The sequence below is a fragment of the Aphanothece stagnina RSMan2012 genome (assembly GCF_046764815.1).
Taxonomy (GTDB): domain Bacteria; phylum Cyanobacteriota; class Cyanobacteriia; order PCC-6307; family Cyanobiaceae; genus NIES-981.
In genome coordinates this window covers 97,400-122,277 of sequence record NZ_JBKOUC010000005.1, presented here as the reverse complement: position 1 = coordinate 122,277, position 24,878 = coordinate 97,400, and the positions used below count along the sequence as shown (strand labels likewise).

Here is a 24,878-nt window from a genome sequence, read left to right as displayed (position 1 = left end):
CGTTAGGGATTGACTCGATATGCCGAGCCGCACCACGTTCTCCCACCCCAGTGATCAGAACCGCCCAGGCCGACCGTTCCTGCTGGCCGCCTCCGCCTGCACGCTGGCGGCGCTCACCTCCTCCCTGGTGATCAGCCCGGTCCGGGCGGCCACCACCGAGCTCTACACCCTGGAAACCACCTGCACCATCAAGGGCGGTCAGCCCCAGCCCTGCATGGTGAAGGCGATGGACGATGAGGAGGAGGCCGTCACCACCTACATCCACACCATCGGCAAGTCGGTCTTCACGATCCGGGTTTCCGAAGCTCCTCTCACCATGAGCGCGATGGCTCCCGGCAGCAGCGCCTGGAAGAACCTCACCTCAGCCGGGGCCCGCTTCTCCACCAACACCATCTGCTTCAACGACCGCGATCTCTGTGTCGTGAACCCGAATTTCCTCAACAGCGTGCGGGAAGAGAACCCCAACGCCTCGGCCGGCCGCGACCTGGTGGGCGTGAAGTTCGGCGATGACGGCCGGGTGGTGGTCACCTGCTGGGACGAAGGCTGTGAGGAGGTGAAGTGATGCGGCGATCACGCACGGTGTTCGGCCTGTTGCTGGCAGGCGTGCTGGCCCTGCCGGGCCTGCCGGCCACGGCAGCCCTCGACGCTGCCGTCAACCCCACAGCCACGGCCAGTGAGCCCGAGCTGCTGGCCCGCAAGGGCGGCGGCGGGCACAGAGGCGGGGGCGGGCACAAGGGCGGTGGGCACAGAAGCAGCCGCTCCTCGAAGGGCCGCAGTGGCTTCAAGAGCAGCAGCTCCGGCCTCAACCGAGGCTCCAAGAAACCCAGCGGCGGCTACAAGAAGAACGCCCGCTCCAGCGGCAGCCCCTCGCTCAACCGCAAATCGGCGAGCGGGTCCAGCTCAAGAACCCGCACGGCCGGCAGCGGCGACCGCAACCGCAGCGGTTCGAACCGCACGGCCTCCAACCGCACCAACAGCCAGCGCGACGGCAACCGCAATCGCGACGGCAACCGCAACCGCGACAACGTCCAGAACCGGCGGGACGACCGCACGGCCAACCGGGGCGATCGGCGCGACAACCGGGGCGATCGCTTCGATGACCGCCAGGGCCGCCGCGACGACCGTTATGACAGCCGCCGGGACCGGCGAGACGACCGCTTCGATCGGCGCGGCGACCGCTGGGATGACCGCTGGGATCGGCGCAACGACCGCTGGAACGACCGCTGGGATCGCTATCCCGGCTGGGCACGCCCGGGCTGGGGCTATTCCAGGCCCTGGAACTACGGCTGGTACGGCGGCTGGTCCCGTCCGAGCTGGGGCTGGTGGGGTGCCAGCGCTGCCGCCTGGGGGGTCAGCACCCTGGCCACGGCGGCTGTGATCAACTCGGCGGTGGACAACGCCGTGACCAACCACACCACCTACATCGTGGTGCCGAACAGCGACTACAGCCTCCTGTACGGCACCGTGGAACCGGTGGGCACGCAGGCGGTGTCGTTCGAGGCCATCTCGGGGGACAACGCGGTCACGATGCAGGCCAACTGCGAACAGGGCACGCTGAACGGCAGCACACCCAACAGCGCTTCGGAGGCCGAACTCCTGAACGCCGCCTGTCAGGTGGCCTACGGCTCGGTCTGAGCGGCGCGCGCAGCCTCTGAGCAACGCACACAGCTGAAGTCAGGATCCCGACCTGCCGTCACTCCGACGGCAGGTCTTTTTTTCGTTTTCTGTCGTTTTCTGTCGCGACATTCAATCCAGGGGTGTCACCTCGACATCGGGTGTCCACGCTGAAAACAAGGCCCTTCACCGATGCTCCGGAGTCACCGCGCCATGCAGCACCACGTTCCTTCGCCTGGATCCCCGGTACCCCTCACCCCAGCTGCAGCAGCGGCGATGAAGGTGGCCGGTGTGGCGGCAGGGGCGGCGACGGCGCTGACCATGACGCTGCTGCCGGGGCCGGCCCTCGCCGAGGTGCTGTACACCCTCGACACCCAGTGCAGCCTCCAGGAGGGTGCTTCCCAAGCCTGCACGGTGGAGGCATCCGAAGAGGATGGGGTGACCCTCTACCGCCACACGATCGGCACGCGGGTGGAACTGATCCGCATCAGCGAGGACCCCACCCGGATGAGTCGGTGGGACCCCGCCAGCAAGACCTGGATCTCCCTGACGTCAGCCGGTGCATTGCTGTCGAGCAACACGGTGTGCTTCAACGGCCGGGATCTCTGCGTGGTGAATCCCAACTACCTCAACAGCATCGTGGAGGAGAAGCCGGAGGTGTACGAAGGCCGCGATCTGGTGCGCGTGAAGTTCGGCCCGGATGGACGCGTTGATCTGAGCTGCTTCGACGCGGCCTGTGAGGAGGTGAAGTGATGAAACGGCCCCTCTCCGCCTTCGGTCTGCTGCTGGCCGCCGTGATGGCCATGCCGGCCACCCCGTCCCTGGCGGCGTGGGAGTCACCACCGCCAAGCCAGGAGAGCAACGAGCTGCTGGTGCGCAAAGGCGGCGGCAAGGGAGGAGGTGGGCGATCCCGAAGCAGCCGCTCCAGGGGCAACCGCAGTGGTGGCAGTCGCCGGCACTCCTCGTCCAGGAAGGGGCAAACAGGTTTCAAGCATTCGGGATCGAGCATGAATCGGGGCTCCAAGAAGCCCAGGAGCGGCTGGAGCAAGTCGTCGAAGAGCAAGGGCAGACCCTCAATGAACCGCTCCAGCAAGAACACCGCGGGCCGGCGCGATGGGAACCGCAATGTGAACCGCAACACCAACCGAAATGTGAACCGGAATGTGAACCGCAACGTCAACCGGAACCGCAGGGTCGACCGAAACCTCGATCGCCGCGGCAGCAACCGCCGTGCCTACAACCGTGGCTATGACCGCGGTTACAACCGCGGTTACAACCGGGCCAATGACCGCTGGCGGCGCTACGACCGCGGCTACCGCTACCGGGGCGGCTGGGCCCGGCCCGGCTGGGGGTATGCCCGCCCCTGGAACTACGGCTGGTACGGCGGCTGGTCGAGCCCCAGCTGGGGTTGGTGGGGAGCCAATGCGGCCGCCTGGGGGGTCACCACCCTGGCGACCGCCGCCATCATCAATTCGGCCGTGGACAACGCCGTGACCACCAGGTCCGAGGTGATCGTGGTGCCGAACACCGATTACGAGCTGTACTACGGGTCGGTGCAACCCTCCAACAACGAGGCGGTGACCTTCCTGGCCAAGGCCGACGATGGTGATTACGAGATCACCGCCGACTGCAAGGCCGGCACGATCGACGGCCAGCAGCCCAGCAACGCGTCGGAGGCCGAACTGCTGAATGCCGCCTGCCAGGTGGCGTTCGGGTCGGTCTGACGACCGCCCCCCACGGCCAGGGAGGGCCATGGGGGGCGTCTATAAGAAGCCTGCCCCTATCTCTCCCCCTGGGGGCAGCACGTTCTTCTTCATGCGCTCGTCCCGCCTGGCCAGCCTGGCCCTGATCAGCCTCCCCCTCGCCTGGATGAGCGCCGGCGCCGATGCTGTCCACGCCGAGGAGGCCCTGCCCGTCGCACAGCAGACCCTTTCGGACTCTGAAGCCGAACCAGCCGAGCCGGAGACTGAGCCCATGGCAGGCCCGGACCCAGCAGAGGACCCGGCAGAGGACCAGGGAGAGGACCCAGCTGAAGCACCGCAGGCCGCCAGCGCCGATCCCAGCAACGACTGGCGTGGAACGGTGGAGATCTACGGATTCGCCCCCCTGCGTGCCACGGGCAGCGTGACGATCCGCGGCTTCGAGAGCGAGGTGGATTCAGACCTGGGCGACATCCTCTCCGCTCTCGACTGGCTCACCTTCGTGCGGGGCAGCGTCGAGAAGGGGCGCTGGGGCCTGCTCACCGACCTGAGCTACGTGAAGCTCTCCGGGGAGGACGGCCGCACGGGGCGACGCGGCCTCTTCACCGGCAATGCCGAGGTGTCCACCACCCAGGGGATCTATGACTTCGCCCTGCGGTATCGCTTCGGATCACCGGAAACAGCCATCGCCAAGCCAGGCCAGTACAGCTTCATTCCCTACGCAGGGGTGCGGGTGCTGGATATGGGCCTCGATGTGCGGGCGGAGATCCGCGAAATCGATGGGGATCGGCGCCTGGGGCGGGATCGCTCCTTCGACCGCACCTGGGCCCAGCCGCTGCTTGGCGTCCAGGCCACCTACTTCCTCTCCCCGAAACTCAGGGCCTTTGCCCGAGCCGACATCGGCGGCTTCGACTTCTCCGGCGCCAAGGATTACAGCGGCAATGCCCAGCTCGGCCTGGGCTATGCCGTGGGCAACAACACCGATATCACCCTGTCGTGGCGCTACCTGGGCATCAACTACAGCAACGGGGATGAGCGGCCCAGCGGACTGCGCAGCTATCAGAACGGCATCGAAATGGGGGTGAAGTTCTTCTTCTAGTGCTCCCCGACGGTCGGCCTCAGCGGGCGAGTTCCCGCTTCTGCCAGCCGAGAAACAGGGTTGACACGATCACGGTGATCAGCACGTAGCTGAGGATGCCTGGGATCAGTTCGGGCAGGATTGTCCTGGGGGCATAGCTCAAGGCAAGATCCGCCGCCAGGCCCGTGTTGCGCATGCCGGTGACCAGCGCCACGGTGCGCCTCTCCAGGGGATCCCGGCCGGCCAGGCCGTAGCCGACGGCCAGGCTGAGCACACTCAGTGCGGCCATCGCGGCCAGACCCACCCGGTTCTGCAGGAGGAACGGCACCAGCTGACGGGCACTCAGCGCCAGCAGAACCACCAGCATCAGGACCAGCAGCAGGGTGGCGAGCTTGCCGAGCACCCCGCTCCAGCGCTGAGCCCATTCGGGCTGCCACTGGCCCAGCAGCACACCGGCGAGCACCGGCAACACCTGCACCTTGAGAACCTGCAGCGCCACTCCGGCAGGGTGGATGTCCCAGCCATCCACCTCCCAACCCTGCGCGCCCGCACCGGCCTTGAACACGATCGCCATCAGCGGGATGGAGAGGATGGCCGCCAGGGCAGCCGCAATCTGGAGCCTTGCCGCAAGCTCGGCCGTGCCACCGCTGCTGCGCACCCGGAACAGGATGAGCGGGGCGCTGGGACACACCAGCATCAGGGCCATGGCGGCCCAGGCGGGTCGTGTGAGAAGCTCCTGGAGGGGCAGAAGAACGAGAGCCAGGCCGGCGAGGGGCACGGCCAAACAGGTGGCCAGCACCACGCGCCACAGGAGCGCCGGGCGATCACGCAGCAGCACGAAGGGGTAGTCCTTGAGGCCCAGCCCAAGGCTGAACATGAGCGTGGTGATGGTGGCCGAAGCCAGCCAGGAAGCAAAGGGGGGCATGGGGGTCAGATTCCAGAAGCGCCGGAGATCAGCAAGGCAAAGGCCACCACACCGATCACTGTGAGCGCCATGGCGGTGAACACCGTGATCGAGGTCTGATCCACATACACGAAGTCGTCGCGGCGGATGAGCCTGAGGGTGCGCAGGTGCTGGCCCGTGGCCGCCGACATCGCCAGGATGCCGATCAGCACGAACCCCATGGCCACCAGGCGCACACTCAGGCCGGCATGGGCACTGCTGTCGAAGCGGGTGCGGTTGATGGCTCCGATGATCTTGTCGAGGCCGAAGCCGAAGCTGATCAATGAAAGGCAGGTGCGGATCCAGGCCATCATCGTGCGCTCGGCGGCCGCCCGGTTGCGCTCCTTGGCGAGTTCGTTGTTGAGGTTCGGCATCGTGGTGGCGTCGGCTGTGTGGGCCTTCCGGTGTCGGTGCGGTCGGCTGAAGCCTCCAGGCGAAGGTCCTGGCGGCCCTATGGGCTTGGATCCTTGCTGAACTCAGCGCTGCGTTCGTCACGGCGTTCCTTCAGGAGGCGTTCCTCCTCCTGGCGCTCCTCTTCCACTTCGCGGGCCAGGAACACATTCAGGAAGGTTCGGATCACAGCCACCACGGCCAGCTTGATCAGGTTCTCGTTGGAGGGTGCGGTGGTGGTGGCCACGATGTCGGCCGCCAGCTGAAACTCCAGCGCCAGGGAGAGCCAGCTGCCGAAGGTGAGCCGGATGCGGTTGAAGGGCCGGGCGGAACGGGCGTGCTGCCGGCGCTCCCGGTAGGCCTGGCCCAGGATGATCAGCAGCCCGAGGGCCACACACACGATCGAGATGCTCTCCAGCAGCAGGCGCAGCAGCTCGGCGCTGCCCGCCAGCCAGTGTTCCAGTGGCTCCTCCACGGCCATGCCTCAGGCCCTCACCACGCAGCGGAAGCCCATGTGGCAGGTGGAGGTGTCGATCCCCTGGGCCAGCCGGGCCGGTGGCCGGTAGCGGCGGCAGTAGCTGGGGGCACAGAGGTAGGAGCCGCCCTTCACCGCTTTGCGGGGCATGGCGCCGTGCTGGGAGGTGCGGTCGATGCTGGCCTCCCGGGCGGCGCTGGCGCAGCAGCCGCCTGCGTCGCTGGAGGTTCCGCTGGACTGGGCAGAGCTGTGGGGCCTGTACCAGCTGTCAGTCCACTCCCACACGTTGCCGATCATGTCCACCAGGCCATAGCCGTTGGCCGGGTAGCTGCCCACCGGCGAGGTGCGCTCATAGCCATCCAGGCGGCTGTTGTGGTGCGGAAAGTCGCCCTGGAAGGTGTTGGCCATGGCACGGCCCCCCGGGTGGAGCTCTGAGCCCCAGACAAATTCCGTGCCGCCGCTGCCACCCCAGGAGGCAAACTCCCACTCGGCCTCCGTGGGCAGCTGCTTGCCGGCCCAGGCGGCGTAGGCCAGGGCATCCTCGTGGGCCACATGCACCACGGGGTGATGGTCACGGTCCTTGATCGAGGAGCCGGGCCCCTCGGGGTGGCGCCAGTTGGCTCCGGGGATGTACTGCCACCAGCGGTAGGGATCGCCCGTGCCCACAGGCCCGGCCGGCGGCACGAACACGATCGAGGCGGGGGCCAGCAGCTCCGGCAGGGCGTCGGGATAGTCGGCCGGGTCGGCGGGGCGTTCGGCGAGGGTGATGTGGCCCGTGGCCTTCACGAACTTGCGGAACTGGGCGTTGGTCACCGGGGCCCGGTCGATCCAGAACCCCTCCACCTGGCGGCTGTGGGCGGGGGCCTCCTCCGGATAGTGATGGTCGGATCCCATCGTGAAGAGGCCGCCCGGGATCCACACCATGTCGCGGGCCGGCGGACGGCCCGGGGCCTGGCGACTGGGGGTCGGAGTCAGGACCGGAGTGGCGCGGTGGGTGCTCGACGTCATGCGGCCAGAGGGTCTGGGTGCAGTGTGATGAGCCGCTGAAGGCCCGGCAACCGGCAACTGCTGCGCCATCAATCGACGGGCCTCCGCCTCCTCATCCACGATCAGCTCGCCGGAGAGATCCCACACCACCTCGTGCAGCTCGCCGCCTCGCCGAAGTCGTAGCCGCAGCTGAGCCCCTCGATCCTGAACACGATCGGCACGGTGGTGTCGAAGTGGGCCTGGGCCACCAGCACGCCATCCAGGTAGAGCTGGGCGTTGCCGGCGGCCCCCAGGCCCGTCGCCAGCTGCGGGGGCCCCGTGGGTTCGATCTCAACACTGCGTGATCTCTTGCTGCCCCCCATCAGACCTGAGCCGTTGGGCCAGGGTGAAGAAAACGCCCCAGCGCAAGACCTGACGGCTGACAGAGCCCAGCACCCTTCACACGCTGGAGTGATCCGGTGTGACCCTGCGATGGCACCAGCCTCGGTGCAGCCGCTGCTGCTCAGGCTCACGGCTCTGGCCGTGGCCCTGTTGCTCCTGCTGGCGCCACCAGCCCATGGGTTCCTGGTGCTGGATCCCAAGGACGTGCCCGAGGGCTGCGCGGCGGAGCCGGCCGCGATCTCGCTCGATGGTCTCAAGGTGCTGGAGGTGCGCAGCACCGCCGGCGCCGAGAGCGTCAGCACCGTGGCCGAGCGGGGCAGCCGAACGTTGCTGGAGCTGGCCCGCAACCAGGCGATCAAACCCGAAGCGATCGGCGTGAAGCACCTGGAGGGTGAGAGTTTCATCATGCTTCAGCAACCTGGAGAGCCGGAGCGGCGGCTGGGGGTGTTGAACCAACGCACCGCCCGCTGCTACGGGATGGAACCTCGTGAGCTCGCGGATCTCACTCGCAATCAGGTCCGCACCGCGATCGTGCGCTACCGCCAGGTGCATTCTCAGGAGTCGTGGCTGCGTGGCAGCGCCCTGGCTGCGCTGGTGCTGGGGGTGTATGTGCTGTGGCTGCGGATGCAGTTCAGGATCAATGGGCGTGTTCGGGATCTGATCTTCCGCCGTGAGACCTTTCTTCTGCAGAAGCTCTCACGGCTGGGCCTCTCAGGGCTGTTGAAGCCGGAGCAGGTGAGACGACTGCTGCAGGGCCTGCGATCCAGCCTTCACTGGGTTCTGCTGCTGCTGATCAGCTATCTGCTGGTGCCACTGCTGCTGGGATTCTTCCCGCCCACGCAGGCGATTGCCAACGGCCTGCGGCAACAGCTGCGCGATCTGGCCATCGGGCTGTTCGAGGGGCTGGTGGATGCCATCCCCAACCTGCTCTCGATCGCCGTGATCATCGGCATCGGCGTGCTGGTGGCCCGGTTCAGCAATGGGGTGTTCGAGGCCATCCGGCTGGGGCGCCTGCGCATCCCGGGCTTTTACCGGGAGTGGGCACGGCCCACCTCCAGGCTGGTAGTGATCCTGATCGCGGTGGCCACGGCCGTGATCGCCTTTCCCTACATCCCTGGATCCAGCAGCAAGGCGTTCCAGGGGGCTGGGATCTTCGTGGGTGTGTTCGCTGCCCTGGGCTCGAGCGCTGTGGCGGCCAACATCATCAGCGGCCTGCTGCTGATCTACACCCGTGCCTTCCGGGAGGGCGACCTGGTGGAACTGAATGGCCTGATGGGCACGGTGCAGGATCGCACCCTGCTGGTGACGCGGCTGCAGACGCCGCACAACCAGCTGGTGAGCATTCCCAATGTCACCGTGATCAGCAATGCCATCGCCAACTACAGCTTCTCGCGTCGTGAGATCCGCCAACCGGTGGCGCTCTCCACCACCATCACGATCGGCTACGACGTGCCCTGGCGGCAGGTGGAGGAACTGATGCTGGCGGCTACCCGCAGCGTGGAAGGCGTGACGGATGAACTGGAGCCCTTTGTGCTGCAGACGGCGTTGAATGATTTTCATATCAGCTACGAACTCACCGCCTACCTCCGGGATGCCAACACCTACCGTCAGAGCCTCTCCCAGCTGCATGGCGCCCTGCAGGACCGCTTTGCCGAAGCTGGGGTGGAGATCCTCTCGCCCGGATATCACGCCGTGCGCGATGGCAATGCCAGCACGGTCCCTGAGGTGGCAGCATCTGGACATGGCTGAGATGCCATCCGGGGCAAGCACAAGCTCCGCATCGTTGTCTCCAACCACCGAAATCAAGGCTCCGTAAAGCTCCTTTCCTCTCGATTCCAGCATGCGACCTCCTCTGGCGTTCTCCGCTCTCCGTGGTGCTGTGCGCACCAGGCTGGCGCCGCGATTGATCACGATCGCTCTGGCACTGATCACCTTGCTCCTGATCCTGCCGTCACCCACCAGAGCCGAAGATCCGCAGGCATGTTCGCCTACTCCCAGCTTCGTGAAGCTGGATGGCCGCAACGTGATCGAGTTGCGCTCTGTTCCAGGGGCTCAGAATCTACAGGAGGCTGCGCGGCGTGCTTCAAAACAGCTTCTCGAGCTGGCTGAAGACCGCAGTATCGCCCCTGAGCAGGTGGTGCTCAAGGATTCCCACCCCTTCGTGCTGATTGGTGTCCAGAAAGAGGGACAGGAATTCAAACAGCTTGGCGCCTTCGATGACCGGATGGCAGCCTGCTTTGATATCAATCGCGAGGCGTTGGCCAAGCGCAGCCAAACCAAGATCCGGGATGCGATCGTTCGCTACCGAGACATTCACAGCACCCGCTCATGGCTGAAGGGAACGGGCCTCGCGGCTGCCGTGTTGCTGTTCTATGTCCTGTTGCTCAAGACCCTGGGATACCTGAACAGTCGTGCCCAGGGATGGATTGCTGGCCGACAACGCTTTTATCTTCAATCCCTCAAGAGACTTGGCGTCAAAGAACTGGTCGAGCCAGATCAGATCCGAGGAACGCTGCAGAACTTTCGCCTCATTCTTTACTGGCTGCTGATCCTGGTGCTGAGCTATCTGCTCATCCCGCTGCTGCTCAGCCTCTTCCCCCCAACCCAGGGAATTGCGGAGGGGCTGCGGGCTCAGCTGCGCAGTGTCTTTCTCGGAGCGATGCGCGGTGTAGTGGGAGCGATCCCCAATATCCTCTCCATCGCGATCATCCTGGGGATCACTATTGTCGCCATACGCATCAGCAATGGGGTGTTTGACGCCCTCAGGCTGGGTCGCCTGAGGATTCCAGGCTTCTATCGGGAGTGGGCCAGGCCGACCTCAAGGTTGGTGGGAATCCTGCTCACGCTGGTGGGTCTTGTGAGTGCCTTCCCCTACATCCCTGGCTCTGAAAGCAAGGTATTTCAGGGCGCTGGTGTCTTTGTGGGTGTGCTTGCAGCCCTTGGATCCAGTGCCGTAGCGTCCAACCTGATCAGCGGCCTGATGCTGATCTACACCCGGGCCTTTCGGGAAGGAGATATGGTCGAAATCAATGGCACGACCGGCATTGTGCAGGAGCGCACTCTTCTGGTTACACGACTGCGCACACCCCGGAACGAATTGGTGAGTGTTCCCAATGCCGCAGTGATCGGCAGTTCGGTGGTCAACTTCACGTTTTCGAGGCGAGAGATCCGGCAGCCGGTAGCCCTTGCCACCACGATCACCATTGGCTACGACGTGCCCTGGCGGCAGGTGGAGGAGCTGATGCTTGAAGCTGCCCGAAGCGTCAAGACAATCAGCGATGAGCTTGATCCCTTCGTGCTTCAAACGGCGCTGAACGACTTCCATATCAGCTACGAGCTGAATGCCTATCTCAGGGATTCAACCACCTATCGAGAAACCTTGTCTCAGCTTCATGCGGCTCTCCAGGATTGCTTCGCCAGGGCAGGAGTGGAAATCCTCTCGCCTGGCTATCACGCCATGCGCAATGGCAATGCCTCCACCGTGCCGCCGCCGCCCTCGGCCTGAAGGCGTTCATGGGCTCGTCGCGGCGGCTCCAGGCGGCAAGTAGAAACGGAAGACTGAAGCTCCCCACACCGCGCGGGCTGCAGGGCGACGCATCGCCCATCTGGTACGACTTGTAGCGATTTCTTGTTGTAATTCCCCCCTCGTTGATGATCACCTTCCGGCGCAGCGCCCTGATCGGCATCCTCATCCTCACCCTGGTGCTGGGACAGGCTGCCCTGGCCCAGGAGGCGGCGGACGGCGCCAGTGGCCGCAAGCCCTGGTGGGACCTCGACCGGGCCCAGCGCTGCGGAAGAATGTGGTGCAGCCGGGTCGTGAGCCCTCAGCTGCCTCAATTGCCGGGCGAGAACGGCATTGTTCTGGCGGTGATGCCGCAACCGCAGGACACGGATGATCAGTTGGCCCTGCGGGTGGAGGCCCGCTCCACTGCCGTCTCCACCTCGCTGCAGCGCCTCCTGGGGCAGCTGCGGGCTCGGCTGGCCCAGGAAGACCAGCCGACCGGCCGCCATTCGCTGGGGTTCTGGCTCGACCGCCAGCACAAGCCGCGCCATCCGGCCACGCCCTCCCTGCAGGTGGGGGTGAAGAACAACACCCCGGTGATTTACCTGCCTGCCGACGAGGCGTCGAAGGCGCCGCAGATCACACTGGTGACCCTCACCGAACCGGACAGCCTGGCCAACGGGGCGGACCTTCCCAGCCTGGCCAGCCGCTGGAAGGGAACCCTCGAGCGGGCGATGAGCGAAGCGCTCTGGGGAGAGAGCCTGAATCGTGACATCCCGGGCCTGCGCTGGGCCGGAGCCCTGCTGAGCCTGGGGATCGGCGCGGCGGTGGTGGCGCTCTGCAGCCACAGCCTGCAGGGCCTCTACCGGCTGCGGCGGCAGAGCCTGGCGACGCTTCAGGCCCGTGGAGAGCAAAGAAACGGTGCCTCGCCAGCCATCACCGCAAACGCGCCAGAGTCGCTGCTCAGCGACCAGAGACTTGAACGGCAGCTGCGGCGGCGGCGGATCCTGGTGAAACTGCTGCAGGTGCTGCGGATTGCCGTGGGCGTGATGGCGATCATCATCACCCTGCATCTCTTCCCCTCCACCCGCCTGGGATCGGCCTTTCTGATGAAGCAGTCCGTGGGGCTGCCGGTGATCTGGATCGGGGTGGTCTTGTTGGAAGCGGTCGTGGTCTGGGCGCTGATGCGGCGTCTCAACCGCTGGGCGGTGGATGCGCAGGCCACCCAGCCAGACTCCCGGCGGCCGCGGATGCGCCTGGAGACCAACGCGCGGGTGCTGCGGGGAAGCATCGCCGCCGGCACCACGCTCCTGGGGCTCTATCTCACGGTGCTGCTGTTCGGGATCAATCCCCAGATCCTGGCCGGTGCCGGGATCGTGGCGGTGGCCTTCGGGTTCCTCGCCCGCAGCCTGGTGGAGGATCTGATCAGCGGCATCCGGATCCTGGCCTCGGACCGTTTCGCGATCGGCGATTCGATTGCGGTGAACGGCCATGCCGGCCTGGTGGAGGCGATGAATCTGGTCCAGACCCAGCTCCGCGGCGGCGAAGGAGAGGTGGTGACGATCCCCAACGGCATGATCCGCGAGAGCATCAACCGCAGCAAGGACTGGGCCCGGGTGAACTTCGAGATCGACATCGCCTGGGGCAGCGATCTGGAGCGGGCCTGCGCGGTGCTCCAGGAGGTGGCCGCGCAGCTCGCGCGGGACCCGGAGTGGCAGGAGCAGATCCTCGAGCCGCCCCAGCTGCTCGGCGTCGATCGCCTCGAGCAGAGCGGCGTGCGCCTCAGGCTGTTCATCAAGACACTGCCGCTGAAGCAGTGGGGGGTGGCCAGGGAGTTCCGCCGGCGCCTCAAAGGGGCCTTCGATGCCGCCGGCATCGAGCCTGGAATTCCGCAGCAGCTGATCCGGCGCCCCAACGAAACAGTTGGGTGCTGAGTTTGGCCTGGGGCGTGAGCGGAGCCACATCGCAGCAGACGAGGCTGGTGAGGTCCACGAGCTGGGTCAGGCCCAGTGCGATGGGGCTGCTCCATTCCACTGACTCACCCATATCCTGATCGGGAGTGCCCAAAGATCCCTGCAACAGGTCCCGGCACCCGGCCAATGAGCGTTCCCCGGCGGCAGTCAGCCGTCATCTGCATGTCCGACGCGCCGGTCTTCACGGCAGAGGACAATCCCGTACTGTTGATGGCGTGACGCCCGGGTAAGAGAGCTGATAGCCGGTACCTGGAAGCACAAAGGATGTGCGTTGTTGGTTGATGGCATCATCCACCAGGCCCAGGAATTCCAACCGTTGTACCAGCCTTCCCGCCTGGGGCGGGCACCACGCCATCCGGGCCGGGACCAGCCTGACCAGTACCTGTGCCAGCAGTCATCGAGCTGATCGCGACGATCTTCGAAACGGCCACTCCTGTCGCCGAAACCGGTGCGCCCGCCACGTTTGAAGTTGCGCCCACCGCCCCGGCTGCCGCGTCCGCCGCCATGGTCACGTGCCAGCTGCACCGCTTCCACCGGCAGGGATCCGGAAGCTCCGGTGGGGAAGTGAATGGCGGCGAACCGGTCAACGGGGGGAGCGCCAGGGTGAATCCCAGAACGGCAGCTACCCCCAGGCGGGTGAAGCGAATCATTGACCGATCGCCTCGCGCAGCTTGCTGCAGCCGGTGTCGTAGCAGGCCACCTCCACCCTCCAGCCCGATCCGAAGGCCAGGCCCGCCAGGTTTCGACCGGTGAAGCGACCGAGGCCAGGGCCGCCGCTGCGAAACGTGAGGAACTCCTGGGCCTGCTTCCCGCGTTCAGCACTTGTCCTGGCCTGATGGTCGCGTCAGCACGCAACTGCAGGAGGAGCTCTACGGGCCTGATCGTCTGCCGGTCTGATGACGGCTTCCCGTCTGATGGTGATCGACACCTCGGCCCTGATCGCCATCCTCAAGGGCGAACCCGAGGCCACGGTTCTGCTCAGAAGCCTGAGTGAACCGGGAGACAAGCTGATCTCCACGGCAACCTCTTCGAAACACGGATCGTGCTCGATCGACAGCTTGGCGAGCCCGGGGAGATCGCTCTGAATCTACTGCTCACCAGGGCCACGATTCGCCCGATGGAGCTTGATCTCCTGCATGTGGAGTGGGCCCTCAAGGGATGTCGCCGGTATGGCAAGGAAAACCATCCAGCTGGCCTCAACTTCGGCGCCTGCTTCAGCTACGGACTGGCCAAGGCCCTGTCGGCACCGTTGCTGTTCAAGGGGGATGACTTCCGTTCCACCGATGAGATGACAGCCATCTGAAGCCGGGATCTATGGGCAGTCAAGCAGTCTTTTAAGTACCCTACCCAGGCGCTGTTAGCATCCTTCTTACCGCCGACAAGCTTAAAGCTGATCTGATTTGCTCATGAAACGGGTTGATGACTATCACCCCCTCCGTGGGGATGAGACGCATTAAGTTGACGATACTGTCGAGGAGCCACCCCCGTCCACCGCTTGAAGGCATGAGAGAAGTTAGCCGGATCAGAGTATCCCAGAGAATAGGCCACTTCAATCAAGGGAATATCCTGGTTTTGCATGAATGACACTGCCTGCTGGTATCGCACCCTGTCCACCAGGCGAGAATAGCTCAGCCCCTGCTTGGATAAGTTACGCTGCAGTGTGCGGACACTGAGATCGACAGCCTCTGCAGTCAATTCTATTGAGGGGTAGCCATCAAGAAATAGGGTAGCAAGAGTTTGCTCCAAGGAACCGACAAAATCCTGCTTGGGAGTGCTTTCTCGCCAGACATCAAGGTTGTCGAATTGGAGCAAGGGCAATCTCTTTGCAGAGGGCTCCAACGCCATCAACTTTCTAGGAACACAAATAGCAAGGTGGGGGTGGTTAAAGTGAATGCGGGTAGCCTCAAGCTGAAATTCTTGGCGAAAGTGCCTGAACGGAGGTGTGGCCACATAAACGTCCGGCGGCTCCCAGTCAGCCCCCAGAAACTTGCGAATATAATTGAGCATCAGAGCAAACGCATAGTGCGTTGCCCCATATACGCCAGCATCACATGACGAGGGTAGTTTATCGAATCGCTCACAAAACAAAATCTGCCGGGCCTGTTCCACAATCCAATATGTCTGTCCAGTAGAAACCTTTTTTGAAATACTACATAACTGACAAAGTGCATCGTAGAGGGTAAGTGCCTGTCCCAGAATCTTGCCGACTACACCGAGATTAGAGATATGGTAAGAGCTGGTAAAGGCCAAGCCTAGACTCTCCAAGCCTTCGGCATGAGCAGAAATGCGATAGAAATTAAAAACGGTGTGTAGAGGTATGCTTAGTTCAGTGCTCTCTAAGACCTGCTCGGGGATCTTTGCTTGCCGCAAGTATCGATGAACGGGTGCCCCCACCCTTTGCAGAGACAAAATGGAAGGTAACACTGAACTGACTCGGACCAGGGGGATGGGCTTCATCAGCAGCGAAAGGGAGATGTTGGTGGCAGGGCGGAGTCAATGGGTCCAGAAGTTGCCTGGCTTTGGTTGAGGCCGCAATCGGTCTCATATGCAATTGAGATCAAGATGTGGTGATCGTGTTCGCCAGAGGCCTCCATGATCAGATGCTTGGGGGTTGCCTGGAAGCAAAGTGACATCCGCCTGACTGGCATCGACTCCGGTTTCCTTTGGAGAATTGGCGCGAAATCACAAGATCCGGCGAGGGGTTGCCTCAAAAGTAGAAGAGTGCAGGAAGCATTCACTCCCATGGAGCATCCATCCAAGACCACACACCCATAGATGAGCACACTGAGAAGTCAAGAGATCTAGCTCTTGTGGGTGGGGTTGACTCCAGTTGTCGGTCGGCATTGGAGTACATTCGGGCACATTGCACATTTACTAGTGTAGTTGCGCACGGCAGCCCCAATCCTACACGACCTTAAAAAGAAACCAACAGAAACCAAGAGCCATGTCCAAAAAACAGATCGTAACTGTCAAGAACTACATCCGGGCCGAGAGCGATGTCCAGATGAAGGGCTATGCAGAAAAGGCGGGGGGAGTGGGCAGACTGTTTCACATGAGAGAACCCTATTCCGTTCAAAACCAGACGACAATCCGTGGGAACCGCGACACGCTGTACACCATGGGCGTTTTTGATCTCACAACGCCCGTAACCGTCACCAAGCCCGCATCGCCTGATCGCTTCCAATCTCTGTTGATTATCTGTCAGGATCACTTCAATCCGGTGCTCAAGCATGGAGGTGGCGAAGTCACGTTGTCACTGGACTCCATTGGAACTCGCTATGTGCTGGTGCTCTTCAGGACATTCGCTGATCCCAATGACCCCGAGGACATGAAGGCTGCTCACGCCCTCCAGGATGCCATTGAGGTGAAGCAGTCTTCTCCCGGTACGCTGGAGTTACCGGATTGGGACATGGAATCGTTTGAGCAAACTCGCAAAGCGCTGAACGCACTGGCTGACAAGCTGCCTGACTTCTCCGACGGTTTCGGGAAGAGGGGGCAGGTTGATCCCATTACGCATCTGATGGCAAGCTCCTTCGGCTGGGGCGGCAATCCACCCCGCGGCGCAAAGTACATTAATGTTTTTCCGGAGATGAATGATGGGAAGACAGCCTATACGGTCACTTTTCCCAATGATATTCCAGTGGAAGGCTTCTGGTCGGTAACTGTCTATAACAAAGAGGGCTTTTTCACTCCAAACGAACTCAACGCATACTCAGTGAATAACGTTACTGGAAGAAAAAATGAAGATGGTGGGGTAACCATTCACTTCGGCGGAGATCCAGGCTCACCCAACTATCTTCCGATCAGTGAAGGCTGGAATTATATTATCCGTCTTTACCTTCCGGGCACGGAGATCATCGAGGGGGATTGGGTGGCTCCGACGCCTCAACCACTTCATTAGTGGCTGGCTTCAAAACGGCAATACGACAAGTTCATCTTCAATGCAGACACGGATTGTCAAGGCTGGGGGTAGGGCTTCCCCCTGAGAAGGCTCTTCTTTCAATCTGTTAAGGGTTCCCTGGCGATGCGAGGCTGACCCAATCAGGAAGCCTTGGTATGAGCGTGCAGGGGCCTTCTCGCCCAATGTCTACCCGTATCCAGGAAGGAGGTTTTTTAGCGTGGCTTCAGATTTGTTCAAGGCCAGCGGCTTTGGCTCTGGCCTTCGGAGAAGAGCCGCCGTCGGTATCGGCGTGCTGATTGGCTGCACAGGGTTGTCATCAAGGGCAATGGCTGGAGAAGCCGAGGCAATGACACTGCTCAAGAGCATGACCAGGTACATGGCAGCCCAACAGGCCATCTCATTCCGTTACGATACCGACCTCGAAATCATCACCAACGACAAACAGAGACTCAACCTGGCCAGCTCTGGTACGGTCTCCCTGGCTCGTCCCGGCAGCATCCGAGCTACACGCTCAAATGGTTTCATCAACACGGAGTCCGTGTTCGACGGGAAAACATTTACCCTGCTGGGCAAAGGCCGCAATGTCTATATGCAGGTTCCGATCAATGGATCGATAGAGACTCTCGTTGACGAACTCAAGGACAAATACCGCAGGCCCTTGCCTGCGGCCGATCTACTCCTTCCACAGGCCTATGAGGAACTCACCGACGGTGTCATCGACGTCAAAGATCTCGGCAGTGGGGTGATCGGTGGGGTTGAATGTGATCATCTTGCCTTTCGCAAGAAGGATGTTGATTTCCAGATCTGGATCGCTCAAGGTGATCGCCCTTTCCCCTGTCGCTATCAGATCACATCCAAACTCATTTCCGGTTCTCCCCAGTACACGGTTCAGGTGAGTGACTGGCAGACAGGCGCTGCTGCGGTGGGTCAAGACTTCAGCTTTGTACCACCGGATGGGGCCAGAAAAATAACCTTCGATGATCTCAAGAAGATGAAGGACATGGGTGAACTACCCAGTCACTACCAGCTTTGATTCAATTCCTCGACAGACTTGTAGTCATTTCTACCAACACGGCTATGGCCAACATGCAAGCAATGACAACTTTCAAAACTGTAGCCATCGTTTTGGCCACCGCAGGCCTTGCCAGCACAGGTCTGCTACAGGGCTTATCCGCTGGCATCTTGGACAGCTTTGTCCCGCCGGCGATGGCGCGCGTGGGGCGGCCACTCACACCCGTGAGCGTGGCTGGTGTGGGTCGCCGTACCGTACGACGCTGCGCGGCGGGCATTTACGACTGCTGATCGGAGGCTGTCCAAGGGATATCAGCTGAGAGGCTTGCAAGCTGCTGCATTGGTGCTGTTTCCGCGGAATCGGCGCTCGTTCGTCATTGTCCACATGACCATACGCCTGCTGGCTGTCTCCCTCCGCCAGCGCCCAGCAGAATCCACACCAAGCGAAGCGGCATCCACTTCCCTGACGACCCGGAGTTTTTCACGAGAGACGAATCATGAAGCCGACCCAGATGGCCACGATTGATACACCGATTGGCAAGCTCTCCTTTACACCTGACTTCATAAACGGCTATCCATCAAGGGAATCGATTGGCCTGCTCTTCGATACGATTGATTTCCAGCGGGCGTGTCAGGCCTACCTATGGAGCATACCAATCGTCTCTTTTGCGCAATGGCAGATGGCTCATGAGGTGACCTTCAAGGCCAGCTCGGGTGATGTCGTGGTTTACGACAACTATCTTGCCAAGCTCGGAATTCTCACGGCAAACGCCACGACGCCCTATATCATCAGTTTCTTCAATCTCGTGGAAACTGGACCAATGGTCGTCAAGATGCCTGCCGGCCCGGTGGCAGGATTCGCCGACGACATGTGGCAGCGACCTTTGATTGATATGGGGCAAACAGGGCCTGATGAAGGCCAGGGCGGTATCTATGTGATTGCTGGGCCCGGACAGAACGCCGTGGCTCCAGAGGGGGGATACCTGGTTGAATCCAAGACGAATAATGTCTTCTGGGGTTTCCGTGTCCTGGCGAGGGATCCCGTTAAGGCGATGGAATTGCTCGAGATGCTGGAGATCTACCCGCTGGCACAGAGCGACAACCCGCCTAGGAAGAGGATCGTTGATATCTCGGGAATACGCTGGAATCAGACTTCCCCAAGAGGGCTCGACTATTGGAGAAGCCTGCATGCGATTATCCAGCGGGAGCCAGTCCATGAGCGCGATCGTTTTTTCATGGCCATGCTTAAGCCCTTGGGTATTGAGAAGGGCAGGCCGTTCGATCCGAACGAGCGCCAAACCAACCTACTCACCGACGCGGCCTTGGTTGGTGAAGCGATGGCAAAGGCCAATGATTTCGAGAAGCGGCTTGAGGCCGCCCACTATGCAGTTGGAACCCACTGGCATTTTGCACTCGTCATCGATCCCTCCCAACGGGCGCAATTCTATGACCAACTTGACGGACGGGCGGCCTGGTTTTATGAGGCCGTGACAACATCCTCAGGGATGGTGACTAGGACGCCGGGCGTTGGGCAAGTCTATCTCGGGACCTACAAGGACAACAACGGAGACTGGCTAGATGGGTCGCACTTCTATCGGCTCAGGGTGCCCGAAAATGTCCCAGTAGAACAGTTTTGGTCCATGACTGTCTACGACGTCGGCAGTCGCTGCCTGATCGAGAATCCCACCCAGCAGGCGGACCGTTCCTCGCGCATGGACCTGAAGATCAACGAGGATGGCTGCGTCGATCTTTTTGTTGGCCCGGAGCCCCCAGCTGGTAAGGAGGAGAACTGGGTTGAGACTGTCCCCGGCCGGGGCTGGTTCAGTTATTTCCGTCTCTACGGACCAAAGAAGGAGCACTTTAGTGGTGCGTGGGTGCTCCCTGATTTCGAAAGGACTGAATGGTAACTCACATCTGTTCATGCTGACCCTGACTCAGTCAACGATAGGGCGAGGGCGACTCGCTCATGTCCAACCGCACTCCTCAAAGCACGGCCTGAGATGCCACCAGCTCCATCACCACCACAAGCATTTCTGCGGACAAGTCATTATGCAGAGCACCCCTGGGCTCTGACTTTGGGATCGGCGATTGTGGGATCGTGGGATTCGCTGACCGGTCCGGGTACGCCACCGTCCAGCCGTTCCAGCCTCAGCTGGCCCGATCGTGATTGTCTAGCCCTGCTTCGCCGCAATCTGGAGCCCCTGCGTGGTGCGCAGCGCAGCTCATGGGCGAACAGCCCCTGAGCCATGGAGTCCCCAATGAGGGGGTTCGCAACACCATCTGTACGTTCACAGCATCACTCCCATGCCGCACTGTCTGCACTGGCTGCTCGCCCTGACCGCCCTGCCGCTCGCAGCAGTCCCGGTGCTTGCCGACCCGATGCTTGCCGATGGGATGGGCGAGCCCGACGGCGGCCCAGCGGCGCCGGCGGAGCAGCCCAGCCCTGAGGCTGGCGGGCCGCCTCCCACAGCGCCGAGATCCAACGAAGTGAGCAGCGAAGCGGAAACCGAGTCGCTGGCGGCGTCGTCTCAGAACCCGATTGCTGATCTGATCAGTGTTCCCTTTCAGAACAACACGACCTTCGGCCTGAACCCGCCCGGCGTGTTCGATGTGTCCAACGGCGGCCTGGATGACGTCTTCAACTTTGATGCGGAGCAACTCAGGAAACTCCAGCGCAGCCTCGATCCCCAGAAGCTGCGCCAGCTGCGGAAGGATCTGCGCAATTACGACGACGAAACCCTCAACGTTCTCAACATCCAGCCGGTCATCCCGATCAAACTCAGCGATGACCTCACCCTCGTGACCCGCACGATCGTGCCGGTGGTCAGTAAGCCCACGGTGCGCCAGGGGCAGGTGTGGGGCCTGGGGGACATCAACCCCACCTTCTTCGTCGTGCCCAGCACCAAGGGCCCCTGGACGGTCGGCGTCGGGCCAACCGTTCTCCTGCCCACCGCCACCAACGACGTGCTGGGTACCGGGAAATGGTCCGCCGGCCCCGCGGCCGTGGCTGTCTACACCCGGGGCCCCTGGGTGGCGGGTGGGCTGGTGAGCCAGATCTGGTCGTTCGCCGGGGAGGGTGACCGTGGATCGGTGAGTTCCTTTCTGGTGCAGCCCTTCCTCAACTACAACCTTCCGGGTGGCTGGTATCTCACCAGCTCGCCGGTGATCACCGCCAACTGGGAGCGCGCCCGCGACCAGTGGACCGTGCCCCTCGGCGGAGGTGTGGGCCGGATCTTCACGGTGGGCGGCCAGCCGATGAGTGTGGCGCTGGAGGGCTACGGCAATGTGGCCAAGCCTTCCGGCTTCGGCGACTTCACGGCGCGCGTGACCTTCAAGTTGCTGTTTCCGAAGAAGGGGGGCTGAGGTCAGGATCCAGCGCCACAGAAGGATGGCCGTTGGATAAGACTCTTGAACCACTGGCGTGGTGGTGGAACCGCTGCGTCCAGGCTTGAGGAGTCCCCGTGATGATCAGCTCTCGCGGGTGCACCTCTCGCGGGTGCAGCGGAAACACAAGACCAGGAGGGTTGCGATGATGGCAGCGAGAACAATGCTGGCCATCGTGGCCGCCTGGTTCAGCCTCTCGGCATCGGCGTTTGGCCAGACCGCGCTTGCCCAGACCTACGACCTGGTGATCCGCAACGGCCGGGTGATGGACCCCGAGACCCGCTACGACAGGATCGCCAACGTGGGCATCGAGGCTGGCCGGATCGTGGCCATCACCCCGGAGCGCCTCGACGGCCGCGACAGCATCGATGCCACGGGCCTGGTGGTGGCCCCCGGCTTCATCGACACCCATTTCCACTGGACGCGCCCGATCGGCTACAAGCTGGCGCTGCGCGACGGCGTCACCACGGCGATGGATCTGGAGGCCGGGGTGTACGGCCCCCGGGTGGACGAGTGGTACGGGATGCACGCCGGACAGAGCCAGGTGAATTACGGCACCTCCTCGGGGCATGAGTTTGCCCGCACCAAGGTGATGCAGAACCTGCCCGACGCCGATCTTCTGGATGCTCCCTACTCCGTCGTCAAAGGTCGCGCCTCCGGCACAGCCTGGTTCGAGAAGGTGGCCACCCTCGAGGAAGGCAACCGGATGCTCTCCATCATCGATGAGGGGCTGCGGCAGGGGGCCCTGGGCGTGGCCTCCACGCTGGGCTATCTCCCCGGGGCGACCGCGCGCGAGATGTTCGAAGTGCAGCGCGTCGGCGCCAACTACGGCCGGCCCACCTCCGTGCATCTGCGCTACACGCCCGGAACCGTGACCACCGAGCCGAACGGGGCCCAGGAAATCCTGGCCAACGCCGTGGCGCTGGGCGCACCGGCGGTGATCAACCACTTCAACAATCCTGGCTGGCAGGTGGTGCAGGAGTTGCTGGTCGACCTGCGGGCCCGTGGCCACAACGTGTGGGGTGAGATCTATCCCTATGCAGCCGGTTCCACCACCATCAATGCGGCCTTCATCAAGCCGGAGAACTGGGTGGAGAAACTTGGGAATACCTACGAGAAGACCATGCAGGATCCCCAGAGCGGCGAGTTCTACACCCTGGAGAAATACCGCAAGGTGCTCGCCGCAGCGCCTGCCACCCAGGTGGTGCTCTACAAGATGCCACCGGATGACATCCCCGACTGGTGCAGGCTGCCAGGCGTGGTGATCGCCAGTGATGCCATGATGATGCCGGGCGGATGGAATGATCCACCCGCGTGGGACACACCCTACGAAAAGATCCCCAACACCCACCCGCGTTTATCAGGAACGCACGGCACCTGCCTGCGGATTGCCCGCGAGCAGAAGATTCCGCTGATGCAGATCCTGGCGGCCTCCAGTTACAACCCTGCCAACTATCTCGGCAAGACCGGGCTGGAGGCCATGAAGGTGCGGGGCCGCCTCCAGAAGGGCATGGTGGCCGACATCACGATCCTGGATCCCAGCACGGTCAGGGAGAATTCCACCTATGCCAAAGGCACCCTGCCGACCACGGGCATCCCCTTCGTGATCGTCAACGGCACGGTGGTCGTGAGAGATTCCAGGGTGCTCCAGGATGTCAATCCCGGCCAGCCGATCCGTTTTCCCGTCGAGGCGAAGCCACGCTTCAGACCCCTGTCTGTCGACAGGTGGAAGAACGACTTTCTCGTGGCCCCTGTCGACTTCGGTGGCCTGGAGCCCAACCACCTCCACTGAGATCGGCCCAGAGCTGGATTGCTCCCATCACGGCTGGCCTGGCGCGGCCGCGGTGCGTGCCGGTGTGGCTTCGATCAGGGGCCGATCGGGATCCCCCCATCCGCTGGGCGGCAACAGGGGAGGGGCTCCCGTGGCTGGGCGAGCGGTGTCACCAGCCGCCAGCACCTGCCGCACCCAGGTGAGCATCAGGGCCCGCAGCACCGCCTCATCGGCAGCCGCTCCAGGCCGCAGGTTGAAGTGGGTGCCGCCATCGGCGAGCACCAGCTGGTGCCCGCGGATCTCGCTCACCGCCAGAAAGGGGTGAAGCGCTTCGGGGCCGAAGGGCACCACCCAGTCCTTCGAGCCGCTCACCACCACGGCCCGGGCGTGCATGCTCTCGGACGCCCCATGCTCGAACAGCAGACGCAGGGGGGGGCTCACGGCCACCACACCGCGCACGCGCTGATCGGCCACCGCGGCCTCGTTGGCGGTCTGCAGGAAGCTGCACTGCAGGATCCAGCTCACATTGAGTTCGGGGTCATCGAGGTTGCCGCAATGGCGCTGCAACCGGCCGGCACTGGGCTTCAGACCGGCCAGCTGCATGGCCGTGATCGCGCCCCAGGAATGGCCGAGCACCACGGTCCGCTCCGAAGGCAGGGCCCCGAGACCGAGGCGGTCTTCGGCCACCGCATCGAGCAGGGCGCTGATGTCCAGGGGACGCAGCCCCAGCTCCTCCGGGGCCGGCGGGGGGATGGCGCCGGAGAGCATGGCCGCCTGTTGGGCGCTGTCGCTGCCGGGATGCTCAGGCAGCAGCACGGCGTAGCCATGGCTGGCCAGATGCTGGCCCCAGCCCTCGAAGTTCACCGGAGCATCCCAGAGCCCGTGGGAGATCACCACCAGGCCGATCGGCAGCTTGCCCTGGGGAAGCAGCGCCACCCCTCGGAGGGGTTGGCTGCGGTGGCGCACAGCCAGCTGAAGCTGGCGGCGGTTCACGGCATAGGGGCCGATGCGGTTGGCTTCGGGATCGGCCGCCACCCGCTGGCGGCGGGCCAGCAGGTCGGCGGCGGGCTGCTGCTGCCGCTGCAGGCGGTTCAGCACGAAAGCCGCCCGGCCCAGATCCACCGACGCCCTGGTGCCCGGCATGGCACGGAGCAGGTTGAGCAGGGTCACAGACCCCTCCTGCTCGCTGGTGCTCAGGGCCTCCGAAAGCGCCTCGCCGCTGAGGTCGGTGGGAATCCCATCGATCTTCACCAGGGCGGTGGTGGCCAGGAGGGCCTCGTGCAGCAGAGGGGAACCCACGGCCCCCGCCAATCCACGGGACACTCCCGAGGGCAGGGCGATCGGATGGTTGAACAGCTGCAGGACCATCCTGCCGATCGCCCCATCGGTTGCCCGGTCGAGTTCGGCCAGATCACTCGAGCCGGCCAGAAGGCTCTGTCCGTTGCCCAGCTCGGCGAGCTTCACCACCAGGGGGGTGTTGACCAGGGGCAGGCGCAGCTCCAGCTCCTCCAGCGCGACGGCAGGCTGGCCAGCCGCAACGCCCCCCGCCGTCGCCAGCACCGCGAGGATCTGCGGCAACAGGGGGCGGTTCCATCGGGGCAGGCGGGGTGTCAGCCAGGTGGGATGGGCCATGGAACGGGCGGGTCTGCAGCGGGTTGAGGCGGGGAGAGCGGCCGCCAGGGGCAGCCCCTCGGAGATGCATGCTCACCATCGTGCCCGGCATCGATCGTCCGATCCATAGCCAAGGGACCTGGCGCGCCAAGGCGTC

22 protein-coding genes are annotated in these 24,878 nt (G+C 63.3%); 15 read left to right on the top strand and 7 right to left on the bottom strand.

The annotated features are described in order from the left end of the window. The first annotated feature begins 19 nt into the window (after positions 1–19). The 5 genes from ACLNEE_RS05115 to ACLNEE_RS05095 all read left to right on the top strand — a co-directional run bounded on the left by ACLNEE_RS05115 (position 20) and on the right by ACLNEE_RS05095 (position 4,413). Positions 20–562: a hypothetical protein gene (locus tag ACLNEE_RS05115; protein ID WP_411424501.1), complete on the top strand. Its 543-nt coding sequence runs from the start codon at positions 20–22 to the stop codon at positions 560–562. Further along, entirely contained in the window at positions 562–1,635 is a 1,074-nt protein-coding gene (locus ACLNEE_RS05110; protein WP_411424502.1) for a hypothetical protein, read from the top strand. The genes ACLNEE_RS05115 and ACLNEE_RS05110 overlap by 1 nt, the downstream gene beginning before the upstream one ends. A gap of 255 nt (positions 1,636–1,890) precedes the next feature. Beyond that, positions 1,891–2,367 carry a hypothetical protein gene (locus ACLNEE_RS05105; protein WP_412006856.1) on the top strand — a complete coding sequence of 159 codons (477 nt, stop codon included), beginning with the start codon at positions 1,891–1,893 and terminating at the stop codon, positions 2,365–2,367. Beyond that, on the top strand, positions 2,367–3,338 hold the full coding sequence (locus ACLNEE_RS05100; RefSeq protein WP_411424504.1) for a hypothetical protein: 972 nt from the start codon (positions 2,367–2,369) through the stop codon (positions 3,336–3,338). Before ACLNEE_RS05105 ends, ACLNEE_RS05100 begins: the two co-directional genes overlap by 1 nt. Positions 3,339–3,429: 91 nt before the next feature. Further along, a complete protein-coding gene (locus tag ACLNEE_RS05095; protein WP_412006855.1) occupies positions 3,430–4,413 on the top strand; it encodes an RNA-binding protein in 984 nt (327 codons plus the stop codon). Positions 4,414–4,432: 19 nt separating this feature from the next. Here ACLNEE_RS05095 and ACLNEE_RS05090 read toward each other — a convergent pair whose 3' ends face one another. From ACLNEE_RS05090 to ACLNEE_RS05070, 5 genes are all read right to left on the bottom strand, one after another. Next, on the bottom strand, positions 4,433–5,317 hold the full coding sequence (locus tag ACLNEE_RS05090; protein ID WP_412006854.1) for a bile acid:sodium symporter family protein: 885 nt from the start codon (positions 5,315–5,317) through the stop codon (positions 4,433–4,435). Positions 5,318–5,322: 5 nt separating this feature from the next. Further along, positions 5,323–5,709, bottom strand: coding sequence for a YidH family protein (locus ACLNEE_RS05085; protein WP_411424651.1), 387 nt, complete (start codon positions 5,707–5,709; stop codon positions 5,323–5,325). Positions 5,710–5,786: 77 nt separating this feature from the next. Next, positions 5,787–6,206 (bottom strand): DUF1622 domain-containing protein, encoded by a 420-nt coding sequence (locus tag ACLNEE_RS05080; RefSeq protein ID WP_411424650.1) that lies wholly within the window; start codon positions 6,204–6,206, stop codon positions 5,787–5,789. Positions 6,207–6,209: 3 nt separating this feature from the next. Beyond that, complete coding sequence (locus ACLNEE_RS05075) at positions 6,210–7,208, bottom strand: formylglycine-generating enzyme family protein (RefSeq protein WP_412006853.1); 999 nt, start codon at positions 7,206–7,208, stop codon at positions 6,210–6,212. A gap of 101 nt (positions 7,209–7,309) precedes the next feature. After that, positions 7,310–7,549: a hypothetical protein gene (locus ACLNEE_RS05070; protein ID WP_412006852.1), complete on the bottom strand. Its 240-nt coding sequence runs from the start codon at positions 7,547–7,549 to the stop codon at positions 7,310–7,312. A 109-nt stretch (positions 7,550–7,658) separates the two neighbouring features. Between ACLNEE_RS05070 and ACLNEE_RS05065 the strand changes: the two genes are divergently transcribed. The 5 genes from ACLNEE_RS05065 (at position 7,659) to ACLNEE_RS05045 (ending at position 14,346) form a co-directional block, all read left to right on the top strand. Next, the gene (locus ACLNEE_RS05065; RefSeq protein WP_412006851.1) at positions 7,659–9,317 is read left to right on the top strand and encodes a mechanosensitive ion channel family protein; all 1,659 of its coding nucleotides are present in this window, start codon (positions 7,659–7,661) and stop codon (positions 9,315–9,317) included. A gap of 130 nt (positions 9,318–9,447) precedes the next feature. After that, complete coding sequence (locus tag ACLNEE_RS05060; protein WP_412006850.1) at positions 9,448–11,073, top strand: mechanosensitive ion channel family protein; 1,626 nt, start codon at positions 9,448–9,450, stop codon at positions 11,071–11,073. A 146-nt stretch (positions 11,074–11,219) separates the two neighbouring features. Next, positions 11,220–13,004, top strand: coding sequence for a mechanosensitive ion channel family protein (locus ACLNEE_RS05055; RefSeq protein WP_411423581.1), 1,785 nt, complete (start codon positions 11,220–11,222; stop codon positions 13,002–13,004). 953 nt (positions 13,005–13,957) lie between these two features. Then, on the top strand, positions 13,958–14,128 hold the full coding sequence (locus ACLNEE_RS05050) for a type II toxin-antitoxin system VapC family toxin (RefSeq protein WP_412006849.1): 171 nt from the start codon (positions 13,958–13,960) through the stop codon (positions 14,126–14,128). A gap of 32 nt (positions 14,129–14,160) precedes the next feature. Beyond that, positions 14,161–14,346 (top strand): type II toxin-antitoxin system VapC family toxin, encoded by a 186-nt coding sequence (locus tag ACLNEE_RS05045; protein WP_412006848.1) that lies wholly within the window; start codon positions 14,161–14,163, stop codon positions 14,344–14,346. 101 nt (positions 14,347–14,447) lie between these two features. Here ACLNEE_RS05045 and ACLNEE_RS05040 read toward each other — a convergent pair whose 3' ends face one another. Beyond that, a complete protein-coding gene (locus ACLNEE_RS05040; protein ID WP_411423585.1) occupies positions 14,448–15,500 on the bottom strand; it encodes an AraC family transcriptional regulator in 1,053 nt (350 codons plus the stop codon). Between the two features lie 487 nt (positions 15,501–15,987). On the opposite strand from ACLNEE_RS05040, the gene ACLNEE_RS05035 reads away from it, so the two are divergent. The 5 genes from ACLNEE_RS05035 to ACLNEE_RS05015 all read left to right on the top strand — a co-directional run bounded on the left by ACLNEE_RS05035 (position 15,988) and on the right by ACLNEE_RS05015 (position 23,131). Further along, positions 15,988–16,944 carry a DUF1214 domain-containing protein gene (locus ACLNEE_RS05035; protein WP_411423586.1) on the top strand — a complete coding sequence of 319 codons (957 nt, stop codon included), beginning with the start codon at positions 15,988–15,990 and terminating at the stop codon, positions 16,942–16,944. Positions 16,945–17,161: 217 nt separating this feature from the next. Continuing rightward, the gene (locus ACLNEE_RS05030; protein ID WP_411423587.1) at positions 17,162–17,977 is read left to right on the top strand and encodes a DUF2092 domain-containing protein; all 816 of its coding nucleotides are present in this window, start codon (positions 17,162–17,164) and stop codon (positions 17,975–17,977) included. Between the two features lie 490 nt (positions 17,978–18,467). Further along, the gene (locus ACLNEE_RS05025; protein ID WP_412006847.1) at positions 18,468–19,862 is read left to right on the top strand and encodes a DUF1254 domain-containing protein; all 1,395 of its coding nucleotides are present in this window, start codon (positions 18,468–18,470) and stop codon (positions 19,860–19,862) included. A gap of 397 nt (positions 19,863–20,259) precedes the next feature. Continuing rightward, a complete protein-coding gene (locus ACLNEE_RS05020; RefSeq protein WP_412006846.1) occupies positions 20,260–21,318 on the top strand; it encodes a hypothetical protein in 1,059 nt (352 codons plus the stop codon). Positions 21,319–21,487: 169 nt separating this feature from the next. Further along, a complete protein-coding gene (locus ACLNEE_RS05015; RefSeq protein ID WP_412006845.1) occupies positions 21,488–23,131 on the top strand; it encodes an amidohydrolase family protein in 1,644 nt (547 codons plus the stop codon). Positions 23,132–23,158: 27 nt separating this feature from the next. Here ACLNEE_RS05015 and ACLNEE_RS05010 read toward each other — a convergent pair whose 3' ends face one another. After that, complete coding sequence (locus ACLNEE_RS05010) at positions 23,159–24,742, bottom strand: alpha/beta hydrolase family protein (protein ID WP_411423591.1); 1,584 nt, start codon at positions 24,740–24,742, stop codon at positions 23,159–23,161. Positions 24,743–24,878 lie beyond the last annotated feature (136 nt).

Coding starts and splice junctions, on each gene's coding strand:
- ACLNEE_RS05010 (WP_411423591.1), bottom strand. CDS start 24,742: ATGGCCCATCCCACCTGGCTGACACCCCGCCTGCCCCGATGGAACCGC.
- ACLNEE_RS05095 (WP_412006855.1), top strand. CDS start 3,430: ATGCGCTCGTCCCGCCTGGCCAGCCTGGCCCTGATCAGCCTCCCCCTC.
- ACLNEE_RS05040 (WP_411423585.1), bottom strand. CDS start 15,500: ATGAAGCCCATCCCCCTGGTCCGAGTCAGTTCAGTGTTACCTTCCATT.
- ACLNEE_RS05045 (WP_412006848.1), top strand. CDS start 14,161: ATGGAGCTTGATCTCCTGCATGTGGAGTGGGCCCTCAAGGGATGTCGC.
- ACLNEE_RS05025 (WP_412006847.1), top strand. CDS start 18,468: ATGGCCACGATTGATACACCGATTGGCAAGCTCTCCTTTACACCTGAC.
- ACLNEE_RS05075 (WP_412006853.1), bottom strand. CDS start 7,208: ATGACGTCGAGCACCCACCGCGCCACTCCGGTCCTGACTCCGACCCCC.
- ACLNEE_RS05020 (WP_412006846.1), top strand. CDS start 20,260: ATGCCGCACTGTCTGCACTGGCTGCTCGCCCTGACCGCCCTGCCGCTC.
- ACLNEE_RS05090 (WP_412006854.1), bottom strand. CDS start 5,317: ATGCCCCCCTTTGCTTCCTGGCTGGCTTCGGCCACCATCACCACGCTC.
- ACLNEE_RS05050 (WP_412006849.1), top strand. CDS start 13,958: ATGGTGATCGACACCTCGGCCCTGATCGCCATCCTCAAGGGCGAACCC.
- ACLNEE_RS05055 (WP_411423581.1), top strand. CDS start 11,220: ATGATCACCTTCCGGCGCAGCGCCCTGATCGGCATCCTCATCCTCACC.
- ACLNEE_RS05070 (WP_412006852.1), bottom strand. CDS start 7,549: ATGGGGGGCAGCAAGAGATCACGCAGTGTTGAGATCGAACCCACGGGG.
- ACLNEE_RS05085 (WP_411424651.1), bottom strand. CDS start 5,709: ATGCCGAACCTCAACAACGAACTCGCCAAGGAGCGCAACCGGGCGGCC.
- ACLNEE_RS05100 (WP_411424504.1), top strand. CDS start 2,367: ATGAAACGGCCCCTCTCCGCCTTCGGTCTGCTGCTGGCCGCCGTGATG.
- ACLNEE_RS05110 (WP_411424502.1), top strand. CDS start 562: ATGCGGCGATCACGCACGGTGTTCGGCCTGTTGCTGGCAGGCGTGCTG.
- ACLNEE_RS05035 (WP_411423586.1), top strand. CDS start 15,988: ATGTCCAAAAAACAGATCGTAACTGTCAAGAACTACATCCGGGCCGAG.
- ACLNEE_RS05080 (WP_411424650.1), bottom strand. CDS start 6,206: ATGGCCGTGGAGGAGCCACTGGAACACTGGCTGGCGGGCAGCGCCGAG.
- ACLNEE_RS05115 (WP_411424501.1), top strand. CDS start 20: ATGCCGAGCCGCACCACGTTCTCCCACCCCAGTGATCAGAACCGCCCA.
- ACLNEE_RS05105 (WP_412006856.1), top strand. CDS start 1,891: ATGAAGGTGGCCGGTGTGGCGGCAGGGGCGGCGACGGCGCTGACCATG.
- ACLNEE_RS05015 (WP_412006845.1), top strand. CDS start 21,488: ATGGCAGCGAGAACAATGCTGGCCATCGTGGCCGCCTGGTTCAGCCTC.
- ACLNEE_RS05065 (WP_412006851.1), top strand. CDS start 7,659: ATGGCACCAGCCTCGGTGCAGCCGCTGCTGCTCAGGCTCACGGCTCTG.